At 64.0% G+C, this 18,324-nt stretch carries 17 protein-coding genes; 10 read left to right on the forward strand and 7 right to left on the reverse strand.

Annotated features, from left to right (window positions below; translation table 11 throughout):
- The first annotated feature begins 92 nt into the window (after positions 1-92).
- Positions 93-500: an acyl-CoA thioesterase gene (locus tag LJX93_RS05270; protein ID WP_009683444.1), complete on the forward strand. Its 408-nt coding sequence runs from the start codon at positions 93-95 to the stop codon at positions 498-500.
- 3 nt (positions 501-503) lie between these two features.
- On the opposite strand, the gene LJX93_RS05275 is transcribed toward LJX93_RS05270, so the two are convergent.
- On the reverse strand, positions 504-2,330 hold the full coding sequence (locus LJX93_RS05275) for a cation:proton antiporter (protein WP_156310635.1): 1,827 nt from the start codon (positions 2,328-2,330) through the stop codon (positions 504-506).
- Positions 2,331-2,398: 68 nt separating this feature from the next.
- On the opposite strand from LJX93_RS05275, the gene xerD reads away from it, so the two are divergent.
- The 6 genes from xerD (at position 2,399) to LJX93_RS05305 (ending at position 8,002) form a co-directional block, all read left to right on the forward strand.
- The gene (xerD, locus tag LJX93_RS05280; protein ID WP_227696813.1) at positions 2,399-3,295 is read left to right on the forward strand and encodes a site-specific tyrosine recombinase XerD; all 897 of its coding nucleotides are present in this window, start codon (positions 2,399-2,401) and stop codon (positions 3,293-3,295) included.
- Positions 3,296-3,447: 152 nt separating this feature from the next.
- Positions 3,448-4,209, forward strand: a complete 762-nt coding sequence (locus LJX93_RS05285; RefSeq protein WP_033700954.1) for a thioredoxin fold domain-containing protein — start codon at positions 3,448-3,450, stop codon at positions 4,207-4,209.
- 82 nt (positions 4,210-4,291) lie between these two features.
- Entirely contained in the window at positions 4,292-5,596 is a 1,305-nt protein-coding gene (locus LJX93_RS05290) for a homoserine dehydrogenase (RefSeq protein ID WP_033700953.1), read from the forward strand.
- A 58-nt stretch (positions 5,597-5,654) separates the two neighbouring features.
- A complete protein-coding gene (gene thrC, locus LJX93_RS05295; RefSeq protein ID WP_033700952.1) occupies positions 5,655-7,064 on the forward strand; it encodes a threonine synthase in 1,410 nt (469 codons plus the stop codon).
- Positions 7,065-7,224: 160 nt separating this feature from the next.
- Positions 7,225-7,641, forward strand: coding sequence for a response regulator (locus tag LJX93_RS05300; RefSeq protein ID WP_033700951.1), 417 nt, complete (start codon positions 7,225-7,227; stop codon positions 7,639-7,641).
- Between the two features lie 79 nt (positions 7,642-7,720).
- The gene (locus LJX93_RS05305) at positions 7,721-8,002 is read left to right on the forward strand and encodes a DUF3509 domain-containing protein (protein WP_033700949.1); all 282 of its coding nucleotides are present in this window, start codon (positions 7,721-7,723) and stop codon (positions 8,000-8,002) included.
- Between the two features lie 160 nt (positions 8,003-8,162).
- Here LJX93_RS05305 and LJX93_RS05310 read toward each other — a convergent pair whose 3' ends face one another.
- Together LJX93_RS05310 and LJX93_RS05315 are read right to left on the reverse strand one after the other, a co-directional pair.
- Complete coding sequence (locus LJX93_RS05310) at positions 8,163-9,038, reverse strand: TIGR02285 family protein (protein WP_047581526.1); 876 nt, start codon at positions 9,036-9,038, stop codon at positions 8,163-8,165.
- 15 nt (positions 9,039-9,053) lie between these two features.
- The gene (locus LJX93_RS05315; protein WP_033700947.1) at positions 9,054-10,253 is read right to left on the reverse strand and encodes a CaiB/BaiF CoA transferase family protein; all 1,200 of its coding nucleotides are present in this window, start codon (positions 10,251-10,253) and stop codon (positions 9,054-9,056) included.
- Positions 10,254-10,385: 132 nt separating this feature from the next.
- Between LJX93_RS05315 and LJX93_RS05320 the strand changes: the two genes are divergently transcribed.
- The 3 genes from LJX93_RS05320 (at position 10,386) to LJX93_RS05330 (ending at position 13,928) form a co-directional block, all read left to right on the forward strand.
- The gene (locus LJX93_RS05320; protein ID WP_033700946.1) at positions 10,386-10,928 is read left to right on the forward strand and encodes a YaeQ family protein; all 543 of its coding nucleotides are present in this window, start codon (positions 10,386-10,388) and stop codon (positions 10,926-10,928) included.
- Positions 10,929-10,940: 12 nt separating this feature from the next.
- Entirely contained in the window at positions 10,941-12,650 is a 1,710-nt protein-coding gene (recJ, locus tag LJX93_RS05325; protein ID WP_227696814.1) for a single-stranded-DNA-specific exonuclease RecJ, read from the forward strand.
- 171 nt (positions 12,651-12,821) lie between these two features.
- On the forward strand, positions 12,822-13,928 hold the full coding sequence (locus LJX93_RS05330) for an NADH:flavin oxidoreductase/NADH oxidase (RefSeq protein ID WP_047581537.1): 1,107 nt from the start codon (positions 12,822-12,824) through the stop codon (positions 13,926-13,928).
- Between the two features lie 122 nt (positions 13,929-14,050).
- Here LJX93_RS05330 and LJX93_RS05335 read toward each other — a convergent pair whose 3' ends face one another.
- The 4 genes from LJX93_RS05335 to LJX93_RS05350 are packed head-to-tail and all read right to left on the reverse strand — an operon-like array spanning position 14,051 to position 18,263.
- Positions 14,051-15,475 carry a gamma-aminobutyraldehyde dehydrogenase gene (locus LJX93_RS05335; protein ID WP_047581539.1) on the reverse strand — a complete coding sequence of 475 codons (1,425 nt, stop codon included), beginning with the start codon at positions 15,473-15,475 and terminating at the stop codon, positions 14,051-14,053.
- Positions 15,476-15,492: 17 nt separating this feature from the next.
- Positions 15,493-16,299, reverse strand: a complete 807-nt coding sequence (locus LJX93_RS05340) for an ABC transporter permease (protein WP_227696815.1) — start codon at positions 16,297-16,299, stop codon at positions 15,493-15,495.
- Positions 16,289-17,221 carry an ABC transporter permease gene (locus LJX93_RS05345; protein ID WP_047581542.1) on the reverse strand — a complete coding sequence of 311 codons (933 nt, stop codon included), beginning with the start codon at positions 17,219-17,221 and terminating at the stop codon, positions 16,289-16,291. The genes LJX93_RS05340 and LJX93_RS05345 overlap by 11 nt, the downstream gene beginning before the upstream one ends.
- Before the next feature lies 1 nt (position 17,222).
- Positions 17,223-18,263: an ABC transporter ATP-binding protein gene (locus LJX93_RS05350; protein WP_033700938.1), complete on the reverse strand. Its 1,041-nt coding sequence runs from the start codon at positions 18,261-18,263 to the stop codon at positions 17,223-17,225.
- Positions 18,264-18,324 lie beyond the last annotated feature (61 nt).

The following is an 18,324-nucleotide window of genomic DNA, read 5'->3' on the forward strand; positions in this document are numbered from 1 at the left end:
TGCCCGGTGGCCATGGCCGCCTAGCGAGAAAAAAAGCAGCCTTCGGGCTGCTTTTTTGCGTTTTGAAACTTAAGAAAGCGATGTGACCAGACATGACTACCCGAGACCAGGAAATCCAGCGCCGCACCGAGCTTTCGGTAACCCGCGTGACCAAGGCGGTATTCCCCAACACTACCAACCATCACAACACCCTGTTTGGCGGCACCGCGCTGGCCTGGATGGACGAAGTGTCGTTCATCGCCGCCACACGCTTCTGCCGCTTGCCATTGGTGACGGTTTCGACCGACCGCATCGACTTCAAGCACCCGATCCCGGCGGGTTCGATCGTCGAGCTGGTGGGCACGGTGATCAAGGTGGGCAACACCAGCTTGCAGGTGCAAGTGGATGTGTTCGTCGAGAACATGTACCTGGATGGCCGCGAACGGGCGATCCATGGTGTGTTCAGCTTTGTCGCCATCGACGAAGACAAGCGGCCGGTGCCGGTGCTGCCCCAGGCCTGACGCTCAACCTGGCGTGGTTGCAGCGTCGGCGACCGGCAGCGGCTCGACCAGGGCGACCAAGGTCCAGCCCGACTGCGGCGTGAGTGGGTTGTCCGGGCTCGCTACATGCACCCAGCCATTGGCGTCACGGGCGAACAGCAGGTGCGCGCGGTCGCCATGCAGTGCCTGATAATTTTCCCAGTCGAAGCCTTCGGTCAGGTGGGTGCTGTACAGCTCGGCGCCGCGGTGCAAGTGATTCGCCAGTTGCTGGTAGGTCATCGCGCTTGAACCGAGCAGGTGGCCGCGGTGCTCCTCGCTGGCCCGGTGCTTGTCACTGCGCTGTTTCTCCAGGCCGCTGGCGAGTACGAACAGGCGGCTGTGGCCGAAGTCATGGCGAAAGCGGGCGCAGGCCAGGGCGTTGATCTCGCCGGCCGGCGACAGCCCCAACAGGTGGCCGAGGCCGACCAGGTCCAAGTGTGCATCGGCATGCTGCGAGGCGGGGTTGCCAAAGTAGGTCGGCAAGCCGTCCATGCGCGCGGCGCGGATGTTTTCCCAGCTCGAATCGGTCAGCAGTACACGGCAACCCAATTGCTGCAGGGATTTGCCGAGGGTGCGCGCAGGCCCGTTGGCGCCGACGATGAGAAAGCCGCTGGGGGCAGGCTCGGCGACCTTGAGCAGGCGCGCCAGCGGCCTTGCCGTGGCGCTCTGCAGCACCACGGTGCCGATGATCACGGCGAAGGTCAGTGGCACCAGCAACAGCGCATCCTGATGGCCGGCCTCGTGCAGGCGGATCGCGAAGATCGCCGATACCGCGGCGGCGACGATGCCGCGCGGGGCGATCCAGGCCAGCAAGGCCCGCTCGCGCCAGTTCAGCGAGGAGCCCAGCGTCGACACGAAGACGTTCAGCGGCCGTGCCAGCAACTGGATCACCAGCAGCAGCGCCAGCACCGCCGGGCCCAGCCCGAGCAAGGCGTGCAGGTCGAGGCGCGCGGCCAGCAAGATGAACAGGCCGGAGATCAGCAGCACGCTGAGGTTCTCCTTGAAGTGCAGGATCTGCCGCACATCCACCCCGCGCATGTTGGCCAGCCACATGCCCATCAGCGTCACCGCCAGCAGCCCTGATTCGTGCACGATCTGGTTGGCGGCGATGAAGATGCCCAGCACCGCTGCCAGCGACGCCAGGTTGTGCAGGTACTCCGGCAGCCACTGTTCGCGCATGACCTGGCCCAGCAACCAGCCGCCGGCAGCGCCCAGTGCAGTGCCGCAGAAGATCACCCCGGCAAAGGTACCCAGGCTCTGGATCAGGCCATTGCCATCGGCACTGGCAATGATGAAGCTGTACACCACCACGGCCAGCAGCGCGCCAATCGGGTCGATGACGATGCCTTCCCAGCGCAGGATATTGGCGATTGTCGCCTTTGGCCGCACTACCCGCAGCATGGGCACGATCACGGTCGGCCCGGTGACCAGGGTCAAGGTGCCGAACAGAATCGCCAACGGCCAGTCGAACCCCAGCAGCCAGTGGGTCGCCAGCGCGATCACCAGCCAGGTCGACAGCGCGCCAACGGTGACCAGGCGGTGCACCACGCTGCCGATATCGCGCCACTGCGACACGTGCAGGGTGAGGCTGCCCTCGAACAGGATCAGCGCCACGGCCAGGGACACCAGCGGCATCAGCAACGGGCCGAACAACGCCTGCGGGTCGAGCCAGCCGAGCAGCGGGCCGACAGTGATGCCGGTCAGCAGCAGAAAGAGGATGGCCGGCAGTTTCAGGCGCCAGGCGAGCCACTGGCAGGCCAGGGCGGCGGCACCGATGCCACCGATGCTGAGAAGGATCTGCTGTTCGTTCATGCGGGCTCCCTATGCTGGCGCTGTTATGAAAGACTAAGCGTCATTTCGTCGTTTGCCACCGAGTTTTCATGCCCGCCCTAGACCACCCCCTGATTGACCAGTTTCTTGATGCCCTGTGGCTGGAAAAAGGCCTGTCGGACAACACCCGGGTCTCCTATCGCAGCGACCTGGCGCTGTTCAACGGCTGGCTCCAGGACCACACCGTGGACTTGCCCGACGCCGGTCGCGAGCTGATCCTCGATCACCTGGCCTGGCGCCTCGACCAAGGCTACAAACCGCGTTCCACCGCACGCTTTCTCTCTGGCCTGCGTGGCTTCTTTCGCTACCTGCTGCGCGAAAAGCTGGTGGCGATCGACCCCACCTTGCAGGTGGAGATGCCGCACTTGGGCCGGCCTTTGCCGAAATCCTTGTCCGAAGCCGACGTAGAAGCACTGCTGCAAGCGCCGGACCTCGGCGAAGCCATCGGCCAGCGCGACCGCGCCATGCTCGAAGTCCTGTATGCCTGCGGCCTGCGGGTTACCGAACTGGTCAGCCTGACCCTCGACCAGGTCAACCTGCGCCAAGGCGTATTGCGGGTAATGGGCAAGGGCAGCAAGGAGCGGCTGGTACCAATGGGTGAAGAGGCAGTGGTGTGGCTGGAGCGCTACCTGCGCGATGGCCGCAGCGAGCTGTTGAACGGCCGTCCCAGTGATGTGCTGTTCCCCAGCCTGCGCGGCGAGCAGATGACCCGCCAGACCTTCTGGCACCGAATCAAGCACCACGCTCGGGTTGCCGGTATCGACAAGGCGTTGTCACCCCACACCTTGCGCCATGCCTTCGCGACCCATCTGCTCAACCACGGTGCCGACCTGCGCGTGGTGCAGATGCTGCTGGGCCATAGCGACCTGTCGACCACGCAGATCTACACCCACGTGGCCAAGGCCCGTTTGCAGCAGCTGCACGCCCAGCATCACCCGCGTGGATGAATGATTTTCATGTTCCGCCGGCCGGTATCCGCAGACCCCTTCAACGGTGGTGTGATGTGGTAGGCTTGAGCGGTTTGCACCAAGGGCCGCACGGTCACCGCGTTTTTTTGCAGGTGACGCCCTCCGGCCCCTGTCCGCCTTCAGGAGTTCCCATGCGTTTGACCCAGATTTTCGCCGCCGCCGCGTTGGCGCTGGCCAGTACCTTTGCCGTTGCCGCGGCAACCGACAGCAATGCCGGTGCCGAGCAGGCCATCCGCAAGTCGTTGCAGAACCTCGAACTGGAAGTGCCCGTAGAAAGCGTTGCCAGCAGCCCGCTCAACGGCCTGTATGAAGTCAAGCTGCAGGGCGGCCGTGTGCTGTACGCCAGCGCTGACGGCCAGTTCGTCATGCAGGGCTACCTGTACCAGATCCAGGACGGCAAGCCGGTCAACCTGACCGAGAAGACCGAGCGTCAAGGTGTCGCCAAGCTCATCAATGGCATTCCAGCCGCCGAGATGGTGGTTTATCCTGCCAAAGGCGAGACCAAGTCGCACATCACCGTGTTCACCGATACCACCTGCCCGTATTGCCACAAGCTGCACGCCGAAGTGCCGGAGCTGAACCGTCGCGGTATCGAAGTGCGCTATGTCGCCTTCCCGCGTCAGGGCCTCGGTTCGCCGGGTGACGAGCAGTTGCAGGCAGTCTGGTGTTCCAGCGACCGCCGCGCGGCGCTGGACAAGATGGTCGATGGCAAGGAAATCAAGGCGGCCAAGTGCGCCAACCCGGTCAGCAAGCAGTTCCAGCTGGGCCAGTCGATCGGCGTCAACGGCACGCCGGCGATCGTCCTTGAAAGCGGCCAGGTGATCCCGGGCTACCAGCCGGCGCCGCAAGTGGCCAAGTTGGCCCTGGCCGGCCAGCAGCAAGCAGCCAAGTAATTTATTCAGTACGCCGTCGTCATGGGGTGACGGCATGTTTCACGGTCGGCGCAGGTGCCGGCCGTTCAATGGGGAGTTCACAGTGAAACCGGTCAAAGTAGGCATCTGTGGGTTGGGGACCGTCGGTGGCGGAACCTTCAATGTACTTCAGCGCAACGCCGAGGAGATTGCCCGCCGTGCCGGGCGCGGTATTGAAGTGGCCCAGATCGCCATGCGCTCGCCGAACCCGAACTGCCAGATTACCGGTACCCCCATTACCGCTGATGTGTTCGACGTTGCGAGCAACCCGGAGATCGACATTGTCATCGAGCTGATCGGTGGCTATACCATCGCCCGTGACCTGGTACTCAAGGCCATCGAAAACGGCAAGCACGTGGTCACCGCCAACAAGGCGCTGATCGCCGTGCACGGCAACGAAATCTTCGCCAAGGCCCGCGAGAAGGGCGTGATCGTCGCCTTCGAAGCGGCGGTTGCCGGCGGCATCCCGGTGATCAAGGCCATCCGTGAAGGCTTGTCGGCCAACCATATCAACTGGCTGGCCGGCATCATCAACGGCACTGGCAACTTCATCCTCACCGAAATGCGCGAGAAGGGCCGTGCCTTCCCGGACGTACTGGCTGAAGCCCAGGCCCTGGGCTATGCCGAAGCCGACCCGACCTTCGACGTCGAAGGCATCGATGCTGCGCACAAGCTGACCATCCTGGCCTCCATTGCCTTTGGTATCCCGCTGCAGTTCGACAAGGCCTACACCGAGGGCATCACCCAGCTGACCACCGCTGACGTGAACTACGCCGAGGCCCTGGGCTATCGCATCAAGCACTTGGGTGTGGCACGCCGCACGGCCGAAGGTATCGAGCTGCGCGTGCACCCGACGCTGATCCCGAGCGACCGCCTGATCGCCAACGTCAATGGCGTGATGAACGCAGTCATGGTCAACGGCGACGCCGCTGGCTCGACCCTGTACTACGGCGCCGGTGCCGGTATGGAGCCGACCGCTTCGTCGGTGGTGGCCGACCTGGTCGACGTGGTCCGCGCCATGACCTCCGACCCGGAAAACCGCGTGCCGCACCTGGCCTTCCAGCCCGATTCGTTGTCGTCGCACCCGATCCTGCCGATCGAGGCCTGCGAAAGTGCCTACTACCTGCGCATCCAGGCCAAGGATCACCCCGGTGTTTTGGCCCAGGTGGCCAGCATCCTGTCGGAGCGTGGCATCAACATCGAATCGATCATGCAGAAGGAAGCCGAAGAGCAGGATGGCCTGGTGCCGATGATCCTGCTGACCCACCGCGTGGTCGAGCAAGGTATCAACGACGCCATCGTCGCTCTGGAAGCCCTGCAGGATGTGGTTGGCAAGGTCGTGCGCATCCGCGTCGAACAGCTTAATTAACGAAGAGTGCCGACGGGCCGCGCCAGCGGCCCCGGCCCCAGTCTCGAAGGTTTGCACCATGCGCTATATCAGCACCCGCGGCCAGGCACCGGCCCTGAACTTTGAAGATGTGCTGCTGGCTGGCCTTGCCAGCGACGGCGGCCTGTACGTCCCTGAAAACCTGCCACGCTTCACCCAGGAAGAGATCGCCTCCTGGGCTGGCCTGCCTTACCACGAACTGGCCTTCCGTGTGATGCGCCCGTTCGTTGCCGGCAGCATCGCTGATGCCGACTTCAAGAAGATCCTCGAAGAAACCTACGGCGCGTTCGCTCACGCGGCCGTGGCGCCGCTGCGCCAGTTGAATTCGAACGAGTGGGTCATGGAGCTGTTCCACGGCCCGACCCTGGCCTTCAAGGACTTTGCCCTGCAGTTGCTCGGCCGCCTGCTCGACCACGTGCTGGTCAAGCGCGGCGAGCGCGTGGTGATCGTTGGCGCCACCAGCGGTGATACCGGTTCTGCCGCCATCGAAGGTTGCCGCCGTTGCGACAACGTCGACATCTTCATCCTGCACCCGCACCAGCGTGTGTCGGAAGTACAGCGTCGGCAGATGACCACGATCTTCGGCGACAACATCCACAACATCGCCATCGAAGGCAACTTCGACGACTGCCAGGAGATGGTAAAGGCCAGCTTCGCCGACCAGTCGTTCCTCAAGGGCACACGCCTGGTGGCAGTCAACTCGATCAACTGGGCGCGGATCATGGCCCAGATCGTCTACTACTTCCACGCAGCCCTGCAGTTGGGCGGGCCAGCCCGCTCGGTGGCGTTCTCGGTGCCTACCGGTAACTTCGGCGACATCTTCGCCGGCTACCTGGCGCGCAACATGGGCCTGCCGATCAGCCAGCTGGTGGTGGCCACCAACCGTAACGACATCCTGCACCGCTTCATGAGCGGCAATCAGTACGTCAAGGAAACCCTGCACGCGACCTTGTCGCCGTCGATGGACATCATGGTGTCGTCCAACTTCGAGCGCCTGCTGTTCGACCTGCATGGCCGCAATGGCGCTGCCATTGCCGAGCTGATGGCGAACTTCAAGCAGGGTGGCGGCTTCAGCGTCGACGAAGACCGCTGGACCGAGGCGCGCAAGCTGTTCGACTCGCTGGCCGTCAGTGACGAGCAAACCTGCGAGACCATCGCCGAGGTGTTCGCCAGCACCGGTGAAGTGCTCGACCCGCATACCGCGATCGGCGTCAAGGCCGCCCGTGAGTGCCGCCGCAGCCTGGACACGCCAATGGTGGTGCTGGGTACTGCGCACCCGGTCAAGTTCCCGGAAGCGGTAGAGAAGGCCGGTGTGGGCAAGGCGCTGGAGTTGCCTGCGCACCTGGTCGACCTGTTCAGCCGCGAAGAGCGCTGCACGGTGCTGGCCAATGACCTGAAGGCCGTTCAGGGCTTTGTCAGCCAGCACGGTAACCGCGGCAAGCCGCTTTAACGCCAGGACCGCCACATAACCCATCGCCGGCAAGCCGGCGATGGGTTGCGCAGCAGCTTCGCTCTGTCGCTGCTTCCTTGCGCTGTTTCAGACTTTTCCTATTTAAACCGCTCGACGTCTTGCCTAGATTTGCGAGTCCTTCCTTCTTCAGGAGCGGCTCATGTCCAGGCCTTACGTGCTGATTCACCAGGCACGCCCTTCCCATCAGATTCTTCTGCATCAGGCCTTCAACGCCCAAGGCATATTCGACGTGCGCATCATCGAGGACGCGGGCGACCTGCGCGCCTGCCTGTCCGCTGGCCGCTGCCCTGACTTGCTGATCCTCGACCACGCGATGCCCACAAAGGCAGGGCATGCCGTATTGAAACGGCTCACCGGCATGCCTGCGTTGCGCGCCTTGATGTTCGTGGGTCAGGCAGCACCCGACCAGCACAATCTTGCCCTGGAGGCCAAGCAACGGGGGCTTTGGGTCATTGCCGAGCTGCCCTGGCCGCTGTCCATGACGCACCTGCAGCGTGCGCTTCAGTGCCTGGGCAGGCGTACTCAAACTGTCACGTCTGCGCCGCATGCTCACTGAAACAGCGCCAGCGTCTCGAACTTTACGCTGCGCTTGTTGGTCAGTTTCTCTATAGCCCACCACGCAGCGAGTGATCCGGATGGAAAGAATCTGCAGACTGCTCAACGAAGCCCTGACCCCTTATCAAACCCACCTGGGCATCGCCGATGCCAATGGCAATCGTCAATTGACCGTGTTTGACAGCCTTGCAGGCATCACCCTGCAGCGCACGGTAAGTCTGCGCCAGTTGCAGGAGCAGCGCCTGCTGATTGACGTGGTGGATGGTCTGCACCGTGATCTGCAGATTGCCGAAGGGCGATTGCAGCCTTGTGTCATTGCTGCGTTGCAACAGCGTCAGCAACCTCAGGGAACCTTTGCCTGACCCGGCTTTCAGACACAGTAAGGGCAGCCAGCCAGCGCTTTGCTCCGGTGTTGGCAGGCTGTTCCGGGAAGTCTCCAAGGACTTTCGATTGGCCCCGGGCGTCCTCCCCAGCGTCCGGGGTTTCTTTTTTTGCGTGATTCACGCCGGCATGGGCAAAGGCCTATTCGCCTTTGAAAAACTGCTTGCTCTGCTCCAGGTAGTCTTCCTGCAACTGCGGGTCCAGCCACCGTGCATACAGCCCCGGCAACGTGTCCCGACGCAGCGTGGGCAGCAGTTGGTCGATGTGCGCAATGGCCTCGCGCCCCAGTGGCGAGTTCGAGCAACCCACATGCAGAAACTGGTAAGGATTCACGCCTTGCACAGGGTGGAAGTGGTAATCCGCCAGTAACCCGCCTTGCTGCTGGATCAGGTAACGCACCTCTGGCCAGTACCCCATCACCATGTGCAGGCGGCCCAGTCGCTGCATCTGCAGTTGGTTGGCGGTGGCATCGTTGCCGTAGTGGCGGCTGAGCGACGCGTCTGGCAGCTGACGCAGAACCTCATCGATCTGCGTGCCATAGCTGCGCTCGGCGACGATACCGAGCTTCAACGAGGTCTGGTTCAACAGCCCGTGCAAATCGACTTCGTGGCCTGTGAGAAACGGCGCAAGCAGTGCCTCGTCTTCCTTGCGGACCACCAGCCCGCCGCTCATTACACCCAGTAACGGCATGGAAAAATGCACGTATCCGGCACGTTCCTGCGTCCACAGCAGGGTCGGGTCGCAGGTGAAGCTGCTGGCGTCCTGAAGCATCTGGATACCCCGCGCGCGGTTGACCCGGACGATGCTGTGATCGTATTCGGGCATCTGCGCGATCAACTGCGGCAGCAGGCGATCAACCACCCCCTGGCCTTTCTCCGGGCCTTCGAAAATGGTGAACGGCGGCAGGTCTCGAACCAGCCACCAGATACGCTCCTTGGCCGCGGCGGGCAGTATGGCCAGTGCGGGCAGTAGCCCGCACAGCAGGAGCAGGGGGCGCAACCAGCGGGCAACTCGCATCGGCGGCGGCAGAGGTCAGACCGCGCCTGCTGCGCGCAGGCCGGCGATGGCGGCTGCGTCGTAGCCCAGGGCAGCGAGCAGTGCTTCGGTGTGTTCGCCCAGCGCCGGCCCGACCCATTCGGTGGAGCCGGGCGTTTCCGAAAGCTTGGGCACGATGCCTGGCATCTTGAAGGGTTTGCCGTCTGGCAGGCGTGCCTGCAGAAACATCTCCCGTGCCAGGTATTGCGGGTCATTGAACATGTCTTCGGCCGAATAGATGCGGCTGGCTGGCACTTCGGCGGTAGTGAGCACCTGCATGAGCTGGTCCAGCGGCTGGCTGTTGGCCCAGCGGTCGATTACCCCGTACAGCTCGTCCCGGCGCAGGTCGCGGCCATCGTTGGTGGCCAGCGTGGGGTCATCGGCCAGGTCGGCGCGGCCGATGGCCTGCATGAAGCGCTTGAAGATCGCATCGCCGTTGGCGCCGATCTGCACATGCTTGCCATCGGCACTGGTATGGATGGAGGAGGGGGTGATGCCCGGCATGATATTGCCGGTGCGCTCACGGATGAAACCAAAGACGTCGAATTCCGGGACCATGCTTTCCATCATGGCGAAGATCGCCTCGTACAGCGCCACGTCCACTACCTGGCCCTGGCCGCCGTTGACTTCCTGGTGACGCAAGGCCATCAACGCGCCGATCACTCCCCACAAGGCGGCAATCGAGTCACCGATGGAAATACCCGTGCGCACCGGCGGGCGGTCATCGAAGCCGGTGATGTAGCGCAGGCCGCCCATGGACTCGCCCACGGCGCCAAAGCCCGGCTGGTCTTTCATCGGCCCGGTCTGGCCGAAACCGGACAGGCGCACCATGACCAGGCGCGGGTTGAGCGCGTGCAGCACGTCCCAGCCCAGGCCGAGTTTTTCCAGCACGCCGGGGCGGAAGTTTTCGATCAGGATGTCGGCGTCGGCCAACAGGCGTTTGAGGATCTCGAGGCCTTCCGGGTGCTTGAGGTTGAGGGTCAGCGACTGTTTGTTGCGCGCCTGCACGAACCACCACAGCGACGTGCCTTCGTACATCTTGCGCCATTTGCGCAGCGGATCGCCGCCATCGGGGGACTCGACCTTGATCACCTCGGCGCCGAACTCGGCACAGATACGCGAGGCGAACGGGCCAGCGATCAGGGTCCCGAGTTCGATGACTTTCAGGCCGGCGAGGGGTTTGCTGGGCGTAGGCATGGGGCATCCGTGGCAACTGGGCAGAGCCGTGGTTTTATCATAGCTCCGAAGCCGCAGATACTGCCGCGGCGCAACGAAGGGCAGGATCGGTTAGACTGTGTCACTTTTCTTTGCGCAAGAAGCCCGTCGACCATGGCCCAGCCGTCCACCACCTACAAATTCGAACTGAATCTGACCGACCTCGATCGCAGCGTGTACGAAAGCGTCAAGCAGACCATTGCTCGTCACCCGTCGGAAACCGAAGAGCGTATGGCGGTGCGTCTGCTGGCTTATGCGCTCTGGTACAACGAGCAGCTGTCGTTTGGTCGCGGCCTGTCGGATGTCGATGAGCCGGCATTGTGGGAAAAGAGCCTGGACGATCGCGTTTTGCACTGGATCGAAGTCGGCCAGCCGGACGCGGACCGCCTGACCTGGTGTTCCCGCCGCACCGAGCGCACCAGCCTGCTGGCCTACGGTAGCCTGCGAGTGTGGGAGACCAAAGTGGTGCCTGCGGTCAAGAACCTGAAGAACCTGAACATTGCCGCTGTGCCGCAAGAGGTGCTGGAGACCCTGGCCACCGACATGCCGCGCAGCATCAAGTGGGACGTAATGATCAGCGAAGGCACAGTGTTCGTCACCGATGACCGTGGCCAGCACGAAGTGCAGCTGCAGTGGCTGCTTGGCGAGCGCGGCTGAGCCGAAGCCCTTATGCGTATCGAACCTCGCCCCCTGCCGTCGACCCTGCCATTTCTGGGTAACCTGCCACCCTTGCTGACCCGCCTGTATGCCGCCCGCGGCGTGCAGAGCGAGGCCGAGCTGGACAAGAGCCTGGCGCGGCTGCTGCCGTACCAGCAGCTCAAAGGCATCGAGGCGGGGGTAGACCTGCTGGTCGAAGCGCTCGACCAGCGCCAGCGCATCCTCATCGTTGGCGACTTCGATGCCGACGGCGCCACCGCCAGTACCGTGGGTGTGCTGGGCCTGCGCTTGCTGGGCGCGGCCCACGTCGACTACCTGGTGCCCAACCGCTTCGAATTCGGCTATGGCCTGACCCCGGAGATCGTTGAGGTCGCGCTGCAGCGCCAACCGCAATTGCTGATCACTGTCGACAACGGTATCTCCAGTGTCGACGGCGTGGCGGCAGCCAAGGCAGCGGGGCTCAAGGTGCTGGTCACCGATCACCACTTGCCGGGCGAGCAGTTGCCCGACGCCGATGCGATCATCAACCCGAACCAGCCGGGCTGCGACTTCCCGAGCAAGTCGTTGGCCGGGGTCGGGGTAATCTTCTATGTGCTCATGGCCTTGCGCGCACGCCTGCGCAGCCTGGGGCGCTACCAGAACCAAGCACAGCCGAACATCGGCGAGCTGCTCGACCTGGTGGCGCTGGGCAGTGTCGCCGACGTGGTGCCGCTGGACGCCAACAACCGCATTCTGGTGCACCAGGGCCTCGAGCGCATTCGTGCCGGCCGCGCACGGCCGGGGCTCAAGGCGATTCTGGAAGTGGCCCGCCGTGACCACCGGCGCATCACTTCGACTGACCTGGGGTTCATCCTTGGCCCGCGTTTGAACGCGGCCGGGCGCCTGGACGACATGAGCCTGGGCATCGAGTGCCTGCTGTGCGAAGACGCGGCCTTGGCCCAGGACATGGCCCAGCAGCTGGACGACCTCAACCAGGACCGCAAGTCCATCGAGCAAGGCATGCAGCGTGAGGCGCTGGCCCAACTGAAGGATTTGCCGGTCGAGTTCATGCCGTATGGCCTGTGCCTGTTCGATGCCGACTGGCACCAGGGCGTGATCGGGATTCTCGCTTCGCGCCTGAAGGAGCGCTATCACCGGCCGACCATCGCCTTTGCCGATGCTGGCGACGGCATGCTCAAGGGTTCGGCGCGCTCGGTACCCGGTTTTCATATTCGCGATGCGCTGGATGCGGTCGCGGCGCGTCATCCGCAACTGATCAGCAAGTTCGGCGGCCATGCCATGGCGGCGGGGTTGTCGCTGCCTGAGGGCAACTTCCCGGCCTTTGCCGAGGCGTTCGACGAAGAAGTGCGGCGCCAGCTGTGCGAAGAGGACCTGACTGGCCGGTTACTGTCAGATGGCAGCCTGGCGGTGGAGGAATTCCACCTCGACCTGGCCAAGGCTTTGCGCCATGCCGGGCCCTGGGGGCAGCACTTCCCGGAGCCCCTGTTCCATGGTGTGTTCCAGCTGGTCGAGCAGCGTGTGGTGGGTGAGCGGCACCTGAAGGTGGTGCTCAAGAGCGAGTGCGGTTCGGTGCGGCTGGATGGCATTGCCTTCGGCGTCGACCGCGAGGTGTGGCCGAACCCGACGGTGCGCTGGGTGGAGCTGGCGTACAAGCTGGATGTGAACGAGTTTCGTGGCAATGAAAGTGTGCAACTGATGATTGCCCACATGGAGCCGCGTTGACGGCAAGGTGCTTGCCCTCCAAAGCCATGCCTCAGTCACCTCACAGCAAATCCCACGGAACCTCCCCCCCACCCAATCTGGTCTAGTCTGAACATAGACCGGACCCGGGCCACGGACGTGTAATTGAGTGCCCGGGCCGGATCACCATTGGAGTCCTTGGGAGGTGCCCTCATGAGCTTGCTGCTCGAGCCTTACACCCTGCGTCAGCTGACGCTGCCCAACCGCATCGCGGTCTCGCCGATGTGCCAGTATTCCGCCGTCGATGGCCTGGCCAACGACTGGCATCTTGTCCACCTGGGCAGCCGCGCCGTCGGTGGCGCCGGCCTGATCATTGCCGAAGCTACAGCGGTTACCCCTGACGGACGTATCACCGCCGAAGACCTCGGCCTGTGGAATGACGAGCAGATTGCCCCGCTGCAGCGCATCACCCGCTTCATCACCGCCCAGGGCGCCGTGCCAGGCCTGCAACTGGCCCACGCCGGGCGCAAGGCCAGCACCCACCGGCCCTGGTTGGGCAAGCATGGCAGCGTAAAGGTCGAAGAGGGCGGCTGGCAGCCGGTCGGGCCGTCGAAGATCGCCTTCGACCCTGAACATGCTGTGCCTCACGAGCTGTCGACAGGGGAGATCGCCGGCATCGTGCAGGCGTTCGCCGACGCCGCCCGGCGCGCCCTGACAGCGGGGTTCAAGGTGGTCGAGGTGCATGCGGCGCATGGCTACCTGCTGCATCAGTTTCTCTCGCCGCTGAGCAACCAGCGGCGTGACGACTATGGCAGTTGCTTTGAAAACCGTATCCGCCTGACCCTCGAAGTCACCCAGGCGGTGAGGGACGTCTGGCCTGCCGAGCTGCCCGTGTTCGTGCGGGTATCAGCGACCGACTGGGTCGAAGACGGCTGGAACCCGGACGAAACCGTAGAGCTGGCCCGTCGTCTGCGGGCGCTGGGGGTGGACCTGATCGATGTCTCCTCCGGCGGCACGTCGGTCAACGCCGAGATCCCCACGGGGCCTGGCTACCAGACCCGCTTTGCCGAGCGTGTGCGCAAGGAGTCGGAGATTGCCACTGGCACGGTGGGCATGATCACCGAACCGGCGCAGGCCGAGCACATCCTGCGCACCGGGCAGGCCGATGTCATCTTCCTGGCGCGCGAATTGTTGCGTGACCCCTATTGGCCGCTGCATGCCGATGATGACCTGGGGGGCAACAAGGCCACCTGGCCGGCGCAGTATCAACGGGCTACCAGCCGGGCCAACCCGATCCATGAGTCGGATTTACGGGACTGATAATGACCCCCGTGGGAGCGGGCTTGCCCCGCGAACACGGGCGAAGCCCGTGCCATCCTTCGCGGTGCTTGCTTCGCGGAGCAAGCCCTCTCCCACAGGCTCCTGCTAACGCCGCAGTGGTCTCAATGCTTGATCATCACATGCCGCACGCAGGTGTAGTCCTCCAGCCCATACACCGACATATCCTTCCCATAACCCGAATGCTTCTGCCCGCCATGGGGCATTTCGCTGACCAGCATGAAATGGGTATTCACCCACGTGCAGCCATACTGCAGCCGCGCCGCCAGGCGATGAGCGCGGCCGGTGTCGCCGGTCCACACCGATGATGCCAGGCCATAGTTGGAGTCATTGGCCCATTCCAGCGCTTGGGCCTCGTCGGTAAAGCGGGTCACCGACACCACTGGGCCGAACACTTCGTTGCGCACGATCTCGTCATCCTGCAGGGCATCGGCCAGTACGGTCGGCTCGAAAAAGAAGCCGTCGCCGTCAATCGCCTTGCCGCCGGTCACCAGGCGGATATGTGGCTGGGCAATGGCACGCTGCACCAGCCCGGCAACCTTGTCGCGGTGTTGCGCGCTGATCAGTGGCCCCAGCTCGGTGTCCTCGGCATCCTGCAAACCGTGCTTGAGGCTTGCGACGGCGTCGCCCAGGCGCTGCACGAACTGCTCGTAGATACCGTCCTGCACATACAGGCGGCAGGCTGCAGTGCAGTCCTGGCCGGCGTTGTAGAAGCCGAACGTGCGGATACCGTCGATGGCGGCGTCGATGTCGGCATCGTCGAACACCAGCACCGGCGCTTTGCCGCCCAGCTCCATGTGCATGCGCTTCACGCTGTCGGCCGTGGCGCTGATGATGTGCGCGCCGGTAGGGATCGAGCCGGTCAGTGACACCATGCGCACTTTCGGGTGGGTAACCAGTGGCGTGCCGACTGTCTGGCCGCGGCCGAAGAGAATGTTGAGCACGCCGGGCGGCAGCAGGCCCTGGGCCAGTTCGCCCAGGCGCAGCGCGGTCAGCGGCGTCAGTTCGGACGGTTTGATCACCACCGTGTTACCGGCGGCCAGTGCCGGTGCGACCTTCCAGGCCAGCATCATCAGCGGGTAGTTCCACGGCGCGATCGAGGCGACCACGCCCAGCGGGTCGCGGCGGATCATCGATGTGTGCCCCGGCAGGTATTCACCGGCCGCCGAGCCGCCCAGGCAGCGCGCTGCGCCGGCAAAAAAACGGAAGACATCGGCGATCGCCGGTATTTCGTCATTCAGTGCCGCGCTGAAAGGCTTGCCGCAATTCTGCGATTCGAGCCGGGCCAGTTCTTCGCCATGCTGCTCGATGGTGTCAGCCAGCGCCAGCAGGGCCAGGGAACGGTCTTTGGGGCTGGCCTGGGACCAGCTGTCGAAGGCCAGGTCGGCGGCACGCACGGCGCTGTCGACCTGGGCCTCGGTGGCCTCGTTGATCTGCGCCAGGGCGCTGCCCAGGGCGGGGTTGAGCACGGTCCAGGCCGGCCCGTCGCCAGCTACCAGGCGACCGTTGATCAGCATGTGCGTTTGCATGAGGGACTCCTCCAGGGTCATTTGCCGCTGCCCGCCACGCTTTCGCCGCTGCGGGTCAGGTAATAGGCGCCAAGTATCGGCAGCATGGTCACCAGCATCACCAGCATGGCGACCACGTTGGTCACCGGCACGTCGCGTGGGCGGCTGAGCTGGTTGAGCAACCAGATCGGCAGCGTGCGTTCGTGCCCGGCGGTGAAGGTGGTAACGATGATTTCGTCGAACGACAACGCGAAGGCCAGCATGCCGCCTGCCAGCAGCGCCGAGCCGAGGTTGGGCAGGATGATGTAGCGGAAGGTTTGCCAGCCGTCTGCGCCAAGGTCCATCGAGGCCTCGATCAAGCTTTGCGAGGTCCGCCGCAGGCGGGCGATGACGTTGTTGTAGACGATCACTACACAGAAGGTGGCGTGGCCGACCACGATGGTGAACAGGCCAGGCTCGATGCCCAGACGCTTGAACGCCGAGAGCAGGGCGATACCGGTGATGATGCCAGGCAGGGCAATCGGCAGGATCAGCATCAGCGAAATACCTTCCTTGCCAAAAAAACTGCGCCGGTACAGCGCTGCCGAGGCCAGGGTGCCGAGCACCAGGGCGATCAACGTGGCCAGGCAGGCGACCTGCAGCGACAGCTTGATGGCTTCGAGCACGTCGGGGCGAGCGAAGGCCACGGTGAACCACTTCAGGGTGAACCCCTTGGGTGGGAAGCTGAACGCTGCGTCTTCGGTGTTGAAGGCGTAGAGGACGATGATCAGGATCGGGAAGTGCAGGAACAGCAACCCGCCCCAGGCCGCCAGGCGCAGACCCATTGATGCATGTTCAGAGTGCATCGAATGCCCCCAGGCGCTTGACGAGGGAGAGGTACAGCGCAATCAGCACGATGGGCACCAGGGTGAACGCGGCGGCCATCGGCATGTTGCCGATCGCCCCTTGCTGGGCGTAGACCATGCTGCCGATGAAGTAGCCGGGCGGGCCGACCAGCTGCGGCACGATGAAGTCGCCCAGGGTCAGCGAGAAGGTGAAGATCGAGCCTGCGGCAATACCGGGGATCGACAGCGGCAGGGTCACCTGCCAGAAGGTTTGCCCGGGCCTTGCCCCCAGGTCTGCCGAGGCCTGCAGCAACGACGGCGGCAGGCGCTCCAGCGAGGCCTGGATCGGCAGGATCATGAACGGCAGCCAGATGTACACGAACACCATGAAACGCCCCAGGTGTGATGTCGACAGGGTGCTGCCGCCAATGCCCGGCACCGTCAACAGCGCCTGCAGCAGGCCATCCAGGTGCAGCAACTGGACGAACCACTGGGCCACGCCGCCCTTGGCCAGCAGCAGGGTCCAGGCATAGGTCTTGACGATGTAGCTGGCCCACATCGGCATCATCACAGCGATGTAGAAGAATGCCTTGGTTTTGCCGCTGGTGTAGCGCGCCATGTAATAGGCAATGGGGAAGGCCAGTACCGCGCTGGCCAGCGACACCGCCACGGCCATGCCCAGGGTGCGCAGGATGATGTCGAAGTTCGACGGGTTGAACAGCGCAGCGAAGTTGCCCAGGGTCAGGTCCGGGGTCACCGCCATGGTGAAGTCGTCGAAGGTATAGAAGCCTTGCCACAGCAGGTTCAGCAACGAGCCCAGGTAGATCGCCCCGAACCAGGTCAACGGCGGGATCAGCAGCAGCGTCAGGTAGAGGTTGGGCCGCCGGTACAGCAGGTTGGCAAAGCGGCGCAACGGGCCTGGGTTGGCAAGGCGCGCGTTCATCTCAGCGGCCCTCGTCGAGCACGGTTTCCAGCAGTGCCGTCATCGCTTCACGGGGCCAGCGCGCCTGCACCCGCTGGCCGGCCTGCCAGGTTTGCGCGTGGGCCTGCCAGCGGTCGTTGGCCTGGCTCACCGTCAACAGCTGGCCGCTGTCCAACTGCAGTTCGAAGCGGGTGGCGCTGCCCTGGTACTGCACATCGTGCAGCAGGCCGCTGACCTGCACCTCATGGCTGTCGGCGGCCTGTTCACCCAGGCGGATATGCTCGGGGCGGATGGAAAACGGCGCAGGGCTGCCGTTGAGCTGCTCGGCCAGCTCGCCACGCACCACATTCGAGGTGCCGACGAATTCGGCGACGAAGGTAGTAGCCGGCTGCATGTACAGGTTGCGCGGGGTGTCGACCTGTTCGATGCGGCCGCGGTTGAACACCGCCACGCGGTCGGACATCGACAGGGCTTCGGTCTGGTCGTGGGTGACGAAGATGAAGGTGATGCCCAGCTGGCGCTGCAGCTTTTTCAGTTCGCCCTGCATCTGTTCGCGCAGCTTCAAGTCCAGCGCCCCCAGCGGTTCGTCGAGCAGCAGCACCCGTGGGCGGTTGACCAGGGCGCGGGCGAGGGCGACGCGCTGGCGCTGGCCGCCGGACAGCTGCGCCGGTTTGCGCGCACCGTAACCGGCCAGCGCCACCATCGCCAGGGCCTCGTCGGCGCGGGCATGCCGTTCGGCCTTGGCCACGCCTTTGACCTTGAGGCCATAGGCGATGTTGTCGCGCACGTTCATGTGCGGGAACAGCGCATAGTCCTGGAACACAGTATTGACGTCGCGTTGGTAGGGCGGCACCCCGGCGGCTTCCACGCCATGGATGCGAATCGAACCGTTGTCGGGTTGCTCGAAGCCTGCGATCAGGCGCAGGCAGGTGGTCTTGCCCGACCCGGAGGGGCCGAGCATGGAGAAGAACTCGCCATCCATGATGTCGATGCTGACCTGATCGACGGCCTTGACCTCGCCGAAGGTGCGGGAAACCTGGGTGAACTGGACTGCTAGGGGCATGGCCGGTACTCAGTTGTTGCTGTGTTGCCTGTACCGGATCTTTCGCGGGGCTGCAGCGCGA

It is taken from the genome of Pseudomonas sp. HN2-3 (genome assembly GCF_020691745.1).
Classification (GTDB): domain Bacteria; phylum Pseudomonadota; class Gammaproteobacteria; order Pseudomonadales; family Pseudomonadaceae; genus Aquipseudomonas; species Aquipseudomonas capeferrum.